We start from the raw sequence: 12823 nt of genomic DNA on the forward strand, positions 1-12823 counted from the left end.
TTCATATTTTCGTTCAATTGCTGTGGTTTACACATCTAATGAGTCCTTCATTGAAAGTTGATCGGAGTGTAAGGCGCCGACTCCAGCGGGACGAGTGGGACAGGTGAGACCCTTTATGGCGCGTAGCGGCAAAGGGGCTTACCGCCCGCCCCGCGGAAAGCGTGCGCCTGAAACGGAGCTCAACCACTCCTCTGAGTCCTTTGCAACATGGTTTACGAAACAAAAATAAAAGCACCCGGATTCACCGGATGCCCATAAATTCTTTATACGTTGAATAAGTATGATTGACAAGTCGCTGGATAGAAAATTCTGATGAAGCTTTCGCATGCAGTCTCTTCCCCATTTCCTCGAGCTCACCTGCGTTTTTCTTTTCAATCGCTTCAATCAACGCCTTCTCAAGCGCGTCCACGTCCTTGACTGGAATCACCCAGCCGAACGTGTTATCCGGTACAAGATGCTTCACGCCTCCAACATCCGTGGAAATGATCGTTGTATCCGCTCTTGCAGCTTCAAGCAAAACAAGCGGAAAACTTTCACTGTATGAGGCCAGCAGTTCTACATCTGACATGTGGAAGAACGAATGCACATCCTTCTGAAAACCAAGGAATAAAACGTTCTGCACGATGCCGCGCTCTTCTGCCTCGCGTACAAGTTCATCCTTAATCGGTCCGTCGCCGACGAGAAGCAGCCTGAACTCTGGATGCTTGGCAGCGATCCTCTGAACAGCCTGAAACACCTCAGTATGCCCTTTTATCGGATGAAGCCTGGCAACCATAATGGCCGCAAAATGCTTCTCATCCAGCCCGATTTCTTCACGTTTGATCTGAACAGGAGGTACGTTGTTAAAATCAATCCCATTATAAATAGCCGTAATCTTGCTTGCTGGAATGCCGAATGATACGAGCATTTCCTTGAACCGCTCAGACACGGCAAAAAAGTGTGAGATGCGCTTTAAGATTTTCATGTTGATCGCTGTGAATACTCTTCCCTTCACACCGCCGCGGATAAAATCGTCACGCGGGTCGCTGTGCACGGTCGTGATCCAGCGGAAGGAAACAGCATAGCTGACCATGTAGCAATACAAATTCGCACGCGGACCATGTGAATGTACGATATCGATTTTCTCGGCTTTAATAAGCTGGCGCAGCTTAGTCAAGATAGACAGATCATAGCGTGAACTTTGCTGAAGCACTTCAGTACGGATTCCTAATGCGACGGCCTGATCGTATAATGCCCCTTTTTGAAACACACAGAGCATCACTTCATCCTGAGGAAGTCCGTCCAAAAGGCTGAGCAGATGGTTTTTAGAACCGCCTGTTTCCCCGCCGCTGATTACATGCAAAACCTTCATGATATCGGCTTCCGTTTCAAGTGATAGTTAAACATGTAGCCGAGAAGGATAAAGAAATACACCGTAAAGGTTTTGTTTTCCCAGATGTTGTAGAACAAGCCCCAGACAAAAGTACCGAGAAGCAGCGCCAACAGCGGCAAAGCAAACGCATTAACGTCTCGCTTTTTCCAGATAAAATAGAGCATACCGAGCAAGAAAGCTGCAAAGATGATGACTCCTACTGCTCCCGTCTGAGCAATGATCTGGATGTACTGGTTGTCTGAATAAATGTTTCGTGTGATGCCGTAATCTTCATAAATTGGAGACGAGAAGGTTTTTGTAGCCGAATCACCGAATGTTGCAAAGCCAGTACCGATTACCGGGTGGTCTTTAAAAACGTTGAAGCCTTTCGTGATAACAAACAAACGGCCGCTCTTCTTGCTTAGTTCGAGCGTGCTTTGATTAAAAGTTTCAGACAGGCGCTTTTCAGCCTCACTTTGATCCTCTTCGTCTTGCGGTTCTTCAGGTGTTTCTTCACCAGGCTTCTTCTCATAAGGAACCTGCATTAATGTTTTGCCATACGCTTCTGCCGCAATATTGGCTGGATAATAGATGAGTACAGTCGCAAGCACCCCTGCAATCGCAACTGTTTTCACAATAGCGAAACGTCTTGTTAAAACAAGATAAACGATAAATGCAAAGCCTAGTGCAAGGAATGTTCCTCTAGAATACGTCAGTTCAAGTACACCGAGAGTGAGAACGAGAGACACGAACAGCATCCAGCGCACTTTAATCGAATCAGTCAATGAACGCAGTACAAGCGTCAAAAGGAACACGATGGACAAGAACACTGACAAAACGTTCGGGTTGCCGATCAAGCCGTAAATACGGTCCTTGTTTGTCGGTGTTAGCCTTTTTTGCTCCCAAGCTTCAGGGAGCAAGAGCGTTCTTACAGATACTTTTTCAATAATTCCGTGAAGGCAGATGATCAATCCAGTGATAACCGTTACCCAGAGGAACTTATATACATCCTCTTTTGTGATATCGAGTCTTTTTACGATGTAATAGAGCAAGAACGCCACCAAGAAGGCGCGCAGCTGGAAGATAATCGCCACAGGCCTTACATCTGTCAGCAGTGCGGAGATGGCTCCGACTGCACAGAATCCAAGAAATGCCCATTCGATAAAATCAAAACGGAAAATGTTCTTGAGCTCTTTACGCTGCATGAACAGCACTTTTAAGAAGGAAGCTAATATGATGGCGTCGCCGATTCCTTTAAGCCCGGGATTTACTTCGATTAGAAACGCCCGGACAGGGAAATACATGATTAAGAGCAAAAGTCCGTTTTTCGGCTTTAAAAAAGCATAAACTGCGAAAATTCCTGTTATGCCGAGTGCCAGCATCTGATTTGGAACGGCGAGACTGACAGCGACAAGCACAATCGCCGCAAATATAAATGCAAACTCCTTCAGATCAACCTTCATTTTAGGTACCCCTTTCTATACAGCTCTTGCTTTCTTTGGCGTTTTGGAAGTATACCTAAAAGAAGAGTCTCTGTCTTGTTTACTTGTCTGAAAAGATGACTGTGGTCATCCCCTTCATCCATCAGGCGGTCAGCGGCAGCGATAAACTCTTTCGGCGAAAGCGCAATAAAGCTTTCAGCGTACTGGACTCCTGATTTCAATCCGAGAAGCTCCGGTTTAATGTGAGAAAGATAAACAAACCCGTCGAAATCAATGGACTGAGAGCGGAATATTTTTAGCGCCTCATCTTTTTTCTCTTTATATGGAGTGATATCCACTACTCTGTTGATGTATTCAGGATCCATCGGACAGTTGATCTCATAGCTCCACACTTCTCCTGTATAAGAGGTATGCTTAAGCGTCTCTGCGAGTATCCTTGCTGTTGCGACATGGTCTGGATGGCAGTCGATCAGCGTTGTTGTGAAAATAACATCAGGCTTGATGCGGCTGATTTGTTCCTGCAGCATACGAACGACCTCATCCGTCACCTTTACTTCGCCATCAGGCTGATCAAGGTAACCGACGGTTTTCATGCCAAGCACGCTTTTTACCTGCTCTGCCTCGTTTTTCCTAGCCGCCATCAATTCCTCTGCCGACATTCCTGATACACTTTTTGCACCGTTCGTAATATACAGACAGTGAACCTCTGTACCGTTCTGAACAGCTTTTAGAATCGTACCCCCAAGTCCGATCGTTTCATCATCCACGTGCGGTGCAAGGACAAGGATTTTTTTCCACGATTGAATCGTGCTTAACGCTAAATTCTGATTATAATATTTTCTCAGCAAGCGCTCATTAAAGGGCAGAATGAACGGCTTTGCGAGCTTTAACACTTTCCTTTTCAATTACTTTCACTCCTTAAAACGAGTCGACATCACCAGGTGTAATGAACCAGTTATTGATAGTATATCCTTCTTGCTGTTTCGGAAGCTTCGAGATACTTTTTCCTACAAGAGTCATCGGAGCATCTTTATGTATAAACGATGCTTTCTTCAATTCGTCATATAGCATCGTGTGCGTTAATGCCCACGTATTGACCATATCACAGCTGCTCAGCTCGGATTTAGCCCTGCTGATAAGTGCACTCCACACATCACGGTCCTGCACAGCCATCATATCCACGATAAAACCGTTCTTCAGCGAGCCTTTACCGTATGCCTTCTCCTGCACATTGATAACTGTATATCCTTTTAAGTTGCCATCTTGATAACAGCCAAACATCCGGTACGCAAAACCTGGACGGGCAAAATAACGCCAATTTAAAAAACTTGAACTTCTCTTTAAAAGGATCGGGTAATCGTTTTTCACGCTCTCCCACAATGCATCAAACTCAGGTCCGCATTGTTTGATTTCCTTAATTTCAAACGGCGTACTTTTTTCGCGATGCTTCTTAAAGGATTCTGCTATCCTTACAAATGGCAGCAACGGCTTCAGGAAAGGAAACTTTGCTCCCACCATACCTGAAACACGATTAATGAGCATAAGTCGCGGAATCTCAGCGATTTCGGCTGCTCCGCTGTCGCGAACGAGGAGCTTTTTCGCCAGCTCCGCCGGAAAGCCAAAAAGAAAATCAAAGCCTTTTTCTTCTGCTTGTGAGAACAAATACTCGTTTAATTGGGGATAAATACGTTTTCCGCGGTGTTTTTGCGATACCATCGTATCGAGGCGGGCTCCGAATGTCACTTCTTCATCAAACCATTTTGCAGCAAAAGGTACAAGAGACACATGTCCTGCAATTTCATTTTCATCCCATAATGCGATAAGAGGCTCTTTATAAGGATTTTGCTGAAACTTCCATCGCCATTCTTCTAACGGTCTTTTTTTGTTAAAAACCTCTTGAAACAAAGCCTGAATGCCCTCTTCATCACCGGGCTTATAGTTTCTGATCATATGCGGCTCCTTTTAACAGCTAAAATAAAAAGGCTTGAAATTGATCAAGCCTTTAGCGTTTTGCAAGTACTTTTAATAAAAATTTAGGCAGAGCCAGCTGTCGTTTAAAGCGAGACGGCTGTGTTGCCAGTCTGTAAAACCACTCGAGGCCAAGCTTACGGAAGGCTTCTGGAGCCCGTTTAACGTTGCCGCTGAAAACATCAAAGCTTCCGCCTACTCCCTGATATACTCTTACATTCAGTTTGTCCATATGCTCCCGAATCCATAATTCCTGACGCGGGCTTCCCATCGCTACAAAAAGGATGTCTGCCTGCACATCGTTTATGCGCTTTACGAGAGCTTCATGGTCTTTTACATAACCGTTCTCATAACCAGCGATCGTGATCGCTGGATACTTCTCCTCGATTTTGCGCTTTGCCTCAGACACAACCTCTTCCTTCGCTCCATACATGAAGACTCGGTAGCCATGCTGTGCGGCAAACTCCAGAAGGCGGTCCATCATATCCACACCCGTTACACGAGATTGAACCTTGCCTTTAACCATTTTAGATGCAAGCAGGACACCGACTCCATCTGGAATTTGATACGTGGAGCTGTTGATGAGGTCCATCAGCTGCGGATCTTTATTCGCAGCGATGATTTTCTCTGGATTCACGGCAATGATTGTTGACTTCAGCTGCTGATCCATTCTCTCTTTTAAGGAAGAAAGGATCTCAGAATAAGATAAAGGCGTAACATCTACGCCTAAGTAAGTTTCTTTATTCATTTTACCTAACCTTTACGGTTGAATTTGTTATTATCATTATTTGCAACCATTACAACTTTAACCTTATCGTACAAGGAAATTAATGGTTTATATCGCTGGCTGATCAAGCAAAGCTTTTCGATAAGAAGCTCGATGATCAAAAGCAGCACGCAATAAACAATCATTGATGATAACAGATTTGCATTGTTCAAGAACACAGCTGCTGTTCCAAACACACTCGCGATGAAGTAAATGAACAGCACTGCTTGCTTATGAGTGAAACCAGATGCAAGAAGACGGTGGTGCAGGTGATTCTTATCTGCGTCCATGATGCCCATCTTGTTCACTTTTCTTCGTACAATCGCGATAAGAGTGTCTGTAATCGGCACAGCTAGGATAATAATAGGAATGATTAGCGTTACGAATGTAACCTGCTTAAAGCCCATCACTGACAGTACAGCCAGTAAGAACCCCAAGAGCAGCGACCCTGTATCACCCATGAAAATCTTAGCCGGATTAAAATTAAAGAACAAGAATCCAGACGTACTGCCCAAGATTGCAAGCGAGATAAGAGCTACAGGAATGTTGCCCATGCTTACAGCAATCGTGAAGATGGAAAAAGCGGCAATCGCTGAAACCCCAGCAGCCAATCCATCAAGACCGTCGATCAAATTGATCGCATTCGTGATTCCGATAATCCAAATGAATGAAATCGGAAGCGCCATCCAGCTGCTTACTTCAAGGCTGTATCCGTCTGTAAACGGAATTGTAATATAGTTGATGCTGAATCCGTCCGCAAGAACAATAACAGTTGCAATCATCTGGCCAAGGAGCTTCTGCCAAGGCCTGATGTTGTATCTGTCATCGATAATTCCTGTTGCTACGATAACAGTAGACGCAATCAAGATACTGTATGATAAATCGATCACGCTTAAAATATACAAAAACGCACCAGCGATACCGCCGTAAATAGCGAGTCCTCCAAGCCTTGGTACGATGCGGTCATGGACCTTTCGTTTATTCGGCTTATCAACGGCTCCAATTTTATAGCTTAACTTGATAACGTACGGAGTGAGAATAATGCTGAGACCAAACGAGATCGCTAGTGTTAATAAGTAATGCAAAAGCATTCTGGCACCTCTCTGTCTGTTGTTATTTATATAGGTACATTCCCGAAATGCACCTTCTTAGTCACTTAGTTCACAGTTCAAACTGTTTTTTCGACCGAAACCGACCTAAAAACCCATTTATGTTTACCAAAAATAATGATAGCATAAACCAGCCTAAAGAGATACGAAAAATATAAGACCGTTATGTATTTTTTGTGTAAAAAATTTGACAGCAATTGAAATAATACTATAGGTAAATTAACAGTTAATTCAGTAATTTACAGGAAAGCGTTTTAAGTACCAATTCCCCGATTCAAGAAAAATCCCACCATTATATCGTCCAAAAACTAAAAACCATAAATAGTTCACAACAAAAAAACATCCAAAACAGCACGAGCCGTTTTTGGATGTTTTTTTTACCTACTTATACAATCGGCTTAACCCCAGAAAGGTTTCCGATTTTATAAACGTTAACGCCTGCAGAGCTGTCGAGGCTGCAGCAGTTCTTTGTGTCAAATACAACAGGATGCTTCATAAGAGAAGCCACTTTGCTTCCGTCAAGCTGCTTGAACTGATTGTGGTCAGTCAGGATAACAGCTAGGTCTGCATCCTTCAAAGCATCTTCAAGTGAAAGGTTAGGCACCTTCAGCTTTTCCTGCTGCACATATGGATCGTGAACAGCGATGTCCAAGCGGTCGTTGCTGAGAAGGTCGTTCAGGATTTCCATCGCCGGGCTTTCACGCACGTCGTCGATGTTTCCTTTGTAAGTCAATCCAAGAACAGCTACCTTTGGCTTTTCAAGCTCACTCACAAGATAGTTCACTTCGTTTACAACAAAGTGCGGCATAGAATTGTTGATCTTGCGTGACTGCTGGATGAGCGGAGACTCTTCTACCGCTTTTTCAATAATGAAGTAAGGATCGACTGCCAGACAGTGTCCTCCAACTCCAGGTCCTGGCTGGTGAATGTTTACACGCGGGTGCATGTTCGCAAGCTCGATCACGTCATGCGCATTAACTCCGATGCGGCGCGCAATCTTTACAAGCTCATTTGCAAGCGCGATGTTCACGTCACGGAACGTGTTTTCCATCAGCTTAGACATTTCTGCTGTCAATGCTTCAGTTTCAATAACCTGACCTTCTACCACTGCACGGTATACGTCACCTGCACGCTTAGAAGCCTCAGGGTTGATTCCTCCGACGATACGTGTGTTCTCGATAAGCTCAATCAAGATTCTTCCTGGAAGAACACGCTCTGGGCAGTGAGCCAGGTAAACGTCATCCTCAAGATTATATCCAGCTTCCTTTAATATAGGAGCAACAACGTCATCAATCGTACGAGGCGGAATTGTAGATTCTACAATCACAACGTCACCTTTTTTCAATAGAGGTGCGATTGTTTTTGAAGCTTGAACCACATAGTCCACGTTTGCTGAGTGATCCTCATGTATCGGAGTTGGTACTGCGATAATGAACACGTCCGCTTCCTCTGGTGTAACAGAAGCTTTAAGCTTGCCATTTTTTACTACCTCTTTAACAAGCTCAGGCAGTCCAACTTCCTCAATTAAAATTTCTCCGCTGTTAAGTGAAGAAACCACTTTTTCGTTTACGTCAACGCCAATGACTTCATAACCGGACCGGGCAAAAATCGCGGCTGTCGGTAAGCCAATATAGCCTAGTCCTACAACACAAATCTTCCTCATTATAAGGAACCTTCCCTTCCATCAACTGTATACAAAGTTAATAATAAATTTGATATTCAAGTAAAGGATATGCAATATAGTTAGAAACGTCAAATATCGACGTGATATCCTTGTTATCTTGCCGAATTGCAACAAATTGATAACAATGATAATATAATTTAGGTCAATTGTCTATTAAAGGAGGCTTTTTTCTTTTGAAAGTTGTCATTTCAGGATTCTACGGCCTGGGGAATACCGGTGATGAGGCCATTCTGGAGTCCATTGTCGATAACCTCAGAGAAGAATTGGATAATCCAGATATTACGGTTTTTTCACTGTCACCGCAGGAAACAGCCAGCACTCACAACGTGAAAAGCGTGTACAGAGGATGGCGTCATGAAAACAAAGAAAAAATCCGCGCATTGCGACAAGCGGATTTGCTTATAAGCGGCGGAGGCGGGCTGCTGCAGGATACGTACCCGACCAAGGTCATTTTTGGACCGCTGCCTTATTACCTTTTGATCGTATTTTTGGCAAAGCTTTGCGGCGCGAAGGTTATGTTCTTCTCGCAGGGCATCGGGCCGGTTAACACTCGTTACGGCAAACTTTTAATGAAAGTATTTGCCAACCTGGCAGATCTTATTACGGTACGCGATGAATACTCAAAGCAATTGCTGCACAAATTAGGTGTAAAACGCCCTAAATCAATCGTTACTTCAGACATCGTGTTCGGCTTCATGCCAAAAGAAGATAAAGCTTGCCTTGAGAGCCTTCCTTTAGCAGAAGAGGATATGAACCGTGTTGTAGCAGTATCTGTCCGTCCTTGGTTCGGCCGCACTGAGCATTACGCTGAGATGGCTGAAACATTAGACAAGCTGCTTGAAAAGAAAGATGTTATTCCGGTTTTCGTACCGATGGAAGGACATCACGACGTAAAAGCTTCAAACCTTGTGATCGAGCGCATGAAGCATAGTGATAAAGTTCATGTACTTGCTGGCGATTTTACGCCAAATCAGTACCTGGACTTTATCGGCCGCAGCCGCCTGACAATCGGCATGAGGCTTCACTCATTGATTTTCGCAACACTTAAAGGTGTTCCGCACATCGGAATCAGCTACGATAAGAAAGTAGAAAGCCTATTGAAGCGAAGCGGAATGTGGGATTACTCGTTCCTGCTTGAAGAAATCGATACGAACAAGATGGCGGACAACGCTATCCACTTATTAGAAAACCGCGATGCTGCATCTGCTTTGATTACTGAAAATGCAAAAGAACTTCGCAGTGAGGCGGTCAGAAACGTGGACCTTCTTAGAGAATACTTTGGTAACTAATTATACAATCACTAACGTCAAGAGAGGTTTATTGCAAATCTCTCTTGATATTTTATGGAGGAAAAAATGAACATTCTGCTAACTACAGTATTTGATTATCCTCATGCGGGAGGTCTTTCCACTCACGTAACAACGTTAAAAGCAGGACTTGAAGCTCGCGGCCATTCGGTTGATGTTGTATCGATCTCTGACGCAAGCCCGGCAAAAATAAAAATGATGGCTCAAGGTCCCAGCTTTGTTATTAATAAAGTAGCAAAAGGTAAAGGCATTATCTGGAGCCGTAAAGCACGCCAGAGAATCCTTGCACAGCTCATCAAAGAAAAAGTGAAGACGAAGAAATATGACGTCATCAACGCTCAGGATACATACGCAACGTTTGCGTCACTGGAATCTGGTGTACCTGTCGTTTCAACCGTTCACGGCTACATGGCTTTTGAAGCAGTCAGCAAAGGATCGGTAGAAGAGCACAGTCCGGAAGCGAAGTATCTTCAGGAAATGGAGAAAAAAGCGTTCCAAACAACTCGCAAAGTTATCACGGTTGATCAGCGCATCAAGAACTATGTGGCAGATCAGGCTGGGATTACAGCAACTGCGATCAAAAACTTCATCGACATCAATGGCTTTAAGCCGGACTCAAGCAACAAGATGACGTACCGCAAAAAGCACGGTGTACCGGAAGAAGCAAAAATGATCTTCATCCCTCGCCGTCTGACAAAGAAAAACGGCGTCATTTATCCGGCGATGGCGTTAAAGGAAGTTGTTAAGCAGTACCCTGAAGCCCTTCTTATCTACGCCGGCAGCGGTGAAGAAATGGGAACGATCAAAAAGTTTGTTGCAGAAAACGGACTTGAAAAGAACGTGAAGCTTCTCGGCGCTATCCCGCATGACACGATGAAAGAGTATTATGCGATGACAGATATCGTACTCGTGCCTTCTGTCTACTCTGCTGGTGTTGAGGAAGCAACATCTATCTCGGCACTTGAAGCGATGGGCTCTGGCTCACCTCTAATCGCAAGCGCTGTAGGCGGTTTAAAAGAAATCGTAGACAGCGGTGTTGACGGAATTTTAACAGAAGAAAAAAATGTGGACGAGCTGATCGAAGCGATCCTTCAGCTGTTCGGCTCAAAAGAGCTAAGCGAAACATACGCGGTGAAAGCACGTACAAAGATCGAGGAAGAATACTCTCACCTTGCAGCCGCAGAAAAATATGAAGCGATCTATCTTGAAGCGCTGAAGCAGAAGTAATACCATTAAGCAGTAAGGCCATTGCCTTACTGCTCTTTTATAAGAAATGAAGGTGAACGGTACATGTCAAAATTAAAAAGAACGGCCATCATTATTACATTGCTGTCGCTCGTCCTGAAGTTCTCCGGCTTCCTGCGCGAGAGCGTGATGGCATGGCAGTTCGGCGCGACGCATTACACAGACGGCTATTTGATCTCATTCTCTTTTATCACACTTGTCGTTGCCATGATTTCTGGCGGCTTTAACAACGTCTTTTTGCCGCTTTATGTTAAAAATCGAAAAGAACGTCCTGAAGAAACAGAAAAGAACGCGGTCGGGGTCATGAATCAGACAGTTGTCTGGTTCTTCGGCGCCACGGTCATTCTCTACTTTTTTGTGCCGTATTTCCTGCCGCTCATGTTTCCTGATATGGACAATGTAACGGAGAAAACAGCGGTAGATGTGACACAGTTTTTCTTCTTGTTTTTAAGTGCAATCGCGCTTAATGGTATTTTAGAATCCTACCTGCAGGCAAGGCGCATTTTCGTACCTGCCCAAATTTCAAGACTGCTCGCTACGCTCACAGGAGCGGTGTTCGCCATTTTATTCTCAGATCAGATGGGCATCAACAGTCTTGCATACGGCTTTATCACCGGAACGATCCTCGGCGGTTTGCTGCAATATTTTTATTTAGCGAAAAGCGGGTTTCGCTGGCAGCCGACGCTTCAGATCGAGCCAGAGTTTAAGAAGACTTTGCTCGTTCTGTTGCTTCCGTCATTTTTGAACACTGTAGTCGGACAGATCAACATGTTCATCAACAAGATTTTTGCTACTGGAACTGAGGAAGGCGCGGTCACATACTTGAACAACGCTTCCCTGCTCGTCAGCATACCGAACACCATTTATGCAACGACAATCGCGACGATTATCTTTACTCTTTTAGCCGAGCAAATCGGTGATCGCAAAAAGTTTCAAAATACGGTTTTCATGGGTCTCGAGCTTAGCTTTATTTCGCTGGTTCCGATAGCGGTCGGTCTGTACATTGTCGGGATGCCGGCATTGTCCTTTATTTACGAACGCGGCCAATTCACCCCGCAGGATACAGCGAACACGTATCTGGCACTCGTGAACTACCTTCCGCTCATGGTCGTGCAAGGACTGCATTATATCGTCGCCAAATCGATGTATGCTCTAGATAAAACGAAAATCATCATGCGCATCAGTATTTCGACTGTCGTGCTGAACATAATAATGAACATGCTGCTCGTTGACCGCTTCGGCTATCCTGGCCTGGCTCTGACAAGTTCGATCGTATCATTCTATTTCTTGTCCTTCTCTTTCATCGCTTTGTACAAAGATTTCCCGAAAGAAGAAACAAGACGTGTATTGATGATGTGCATGAGAGTCATCATCCCGAGCATCTTCATGGCACTGCCGCTGCTCGCGATCCAATACTTCACAGATATCGAATCACTGTACTCACTATGGCAGCTCGCCATCCTAGTACCGATTGGAATTGTCTTCTATATAATAGGAAGTTATTTGTTCAATCGCGCAGGATTCTACCGCGTAATAAGGATTGTGAAGAAGAAGTAATAATTCTATATGGAGTGTAAGAACGAGATTTCAACGGAATTTTGCAGCTTTTTCGATTACTTCATAGAAATAATGAATGTGAAAACAGCTCTCTTCTTAAAACATCTACTGAATTCATCATTGAAAAAGTTGATTGCAGTGTAAGGCGCCGACTCCAGCGGGATCAGTGGGACAGGTGAGACCCTTTAGGGCGCGAAGCGGCAAAGGGGCTCACCTGTCCAGCAGAAAACGGCTAGCCCCTCGAGGTCAAAAGGGCAAGTGTACAATAAGTCAAAGAGCGACTTACCGGCCCCTTTCCCTTTTGCTGGTCGGGGCTGAACCAGCCGATTCTGCTTTTCGCCACGCCCCGCGGAAAGCGTGCACCTGAAACGGAGATCAACTTCTTCACTGATTT

General features: G+C 44.5%; 10 protein-coding genes. 3 read left to right on the forward strand and 7 right to left on the reverse strand.

Annotated features, from left to right (window positions below; all coding sequences use genetic code 11):
- Positions 1–241: 241 nt before the first annotated feature.
- The 7 genes from CGZ90_RS07735 to CGZ90_RS07765 form a co-directional block, all read right to left on the reverse strand.
- On the reverse strand, positions 242–1351 hold the full coding sequence (locus CGZ90_RS07735; protein WP_094251721.1) for a glycosyltransferase family 4 protein: 1110 nt from the start codon (positions 1349–1351) through the stop codon (positions 242–244).
- A complete protein-coding gene (locus CGZ90_RS07740) occupies positions 1348–2814 on the reverse strand; it encodes an O-antigen ligase family protein (RefSeq protein WP_094251722.1) in 1467 nt (488 codons plus the stop codon). Before CGZ90_RS07740 ends, CGZ90_RS07735 begins: the two co-directional genes overlap by 4 nt.
- The gene (locus CGZ90_RS07745; protein ID WP_094251723.1) at positions 2811–3698 is read right to left on the reverse strand and encodes a PIG-L deacetylase family protein; all 888 of its coding nucleotides are present in this window, start codon (positions 3696–3698) and stop codon (positions 2811–2813) included. Before CGZ90_RS07745 ends, CGZ90_RS07740 begins: the two co-directional genes overlap by 4 nt.
- A 13-nt stretch (positions 3699–3711) precedes the next feature.
- The gene (locus tag CGZ90_RS07750; protein ID WP_094251724.1) at positions 3712–4743 is read right to left on the reverse strand and encodes a GNAT family N-acetyltransferase; all 1032 of its coding nucleotides are present in this window, start codon (positions 4741–4743) and stop codon (positions 3712–3714) included.
- Between the two features lie 52 nt (positions 4744–4795).
- Positions 4796–5509: a WecB/TagA/CpsF family glycosyltransferase gene (locus CGZ90_RS07755; protein ID WP_094251725.1), complete on the reverse strand. Its 714-nt coding sequence runs from the start codon at positions 5507–5509 to the stop codon at positions 4796–4798.
- Positions 5510–5514: 5 nt separating this feature from the next.
- Positions 5515–6618, reverse strand: a complete 1104-nt coding sequence (locus CGZ90_RS07760; RefSeq protein WP_094251726.1) for a glycosyltransferase family 4 protein — start codon at positions 6616–6618, stop codon at positions 5515–5517.
- 403 nt (positions 6619–7021) lie between these two features.
- On the reverse strand, positions 7022–8299 hold the full coding sequence (locus tag CGZ90_RS07765; RefSeq protein ID WP_094251727.1) for a nucleotide sugar dehydrogenase: 1278 nt from the start codon (positions 8297–8299) through the stop codon (positions 7022–7024).
- A 194-nt stretch (positions 8300–8493) separates the two neighbouring features.
- Between CGZ90_RS07765 and csaB the strand changes: the two genes are divergently transcribed.
- The 3 genes from csaB (at position 8494) to murJ (ending at position 12429) form a co-directional block, all read left to right on the forward strand.
- Entirely contained in the window at positions 8494–9609 is a 1116-nt protein-coding gene (gene csaB / locus CGZ90_RS07770) for a polysaccharide pyruvyl transferase CsaB (RefSeq protein WP_094251728.1), read from the forward strand.
- Between the two features lie 66 nt (positions 9610–9675).
- Positions 9676–10854, forward strand: a complete 1179-nt coding sequence (locus CGZ90_RS07775) for a glycosyltransferase family 4 protein (protein WP_094251729.1) — start codon at positions 9676–9678, stop codon at positions 10852–10854.
- A 63-nt stretch (positions 10855–10917) separates the two neighbouring features.
- Positions 10918–12429 carry a murein biosynthesis integral membrane protein MurJ gene (gene murJ / locus CGZ90_RS07780; RefSeq protein ID WP_094251730.1) on the forward strand — a complete coding sequence of 504 codons (1512 nt, stop codon included), beginning with the start codon at positions 10918–10920 and terminating at the stop codon, positions 12427–12429.
- The last annotated feature ends 394 nt before the right edge of the window (positions 12430–12823 follow it).

The organism is Fictibacillus aquaticus (assembly GCF_002245695.1).
GTDB lineage: Bacteria > Bacillota > Bacilli > Bacillales > Fictibacillaceae > Fictibacillus > Fictibacillus aquaticus.

Excerpts from the sequence above, each read along its gene's own strand:
- CGZ90_RS07735 (WP_094251721.1), bottom strand. The coding sequence starts at position 1,351 with ATGAAGGTTTTGCATGTAATCAGCGGCGGGGAAACAGGCGGTTCTAAA.
- CGZ90_RS07740 (WP_094251722.1), bottom strand. The coding sequence starts at position 2,814 with ATGAAGGTTGATCTGAAGGAGTTTGCATTTATATTTGCGGCGATTGTG.
- CGZ90_RS07750 (WP_094251724.1), bottom strand. The coding sequence starts at position 4,743 with ATGATCAGAAACTATAAGCCCGGTGATGAAGAGGGCATTCAGGCTTTG.
- CGZ90_RS07755 (WP_094251725.1), bottom strand. The coding sequence starts at position 5,509 with ATGAATAAAGAAACTTACTTAGGCGTAGATGTTACGCCTTTATCTTAT.
- CGZ90_RS07760 (WP_094251726.1), bottom strand. The coding sequence starts at position 6,618 with ATGCTTTTGCATTACTTATTAACACTAGCGATCTCGTTTGGTCTCAGC.
- CGZ90_RS07765 (WP_094251727.1), bottom strand. The coding sequence starts at position 8,299 with ATGAGGAAGATTTGTGTTGTAGGACTAGGCTATATTGGCTTACCGACA.
- CGZ90_RS07775 (WP_094251729.1), top strand. The coding sequence starts at position 9,676 with ATGAACATTCTGCTAACTACAGTATTTGATTATCCTCATGCGGGAGGT.
- murJ (WP_094251730.1), top strand. The coding sequence starts at position 10,918 with ATGTCAAAATTAAAAAGAACGGCCATCATTATTACATTGCTGTCGCTC.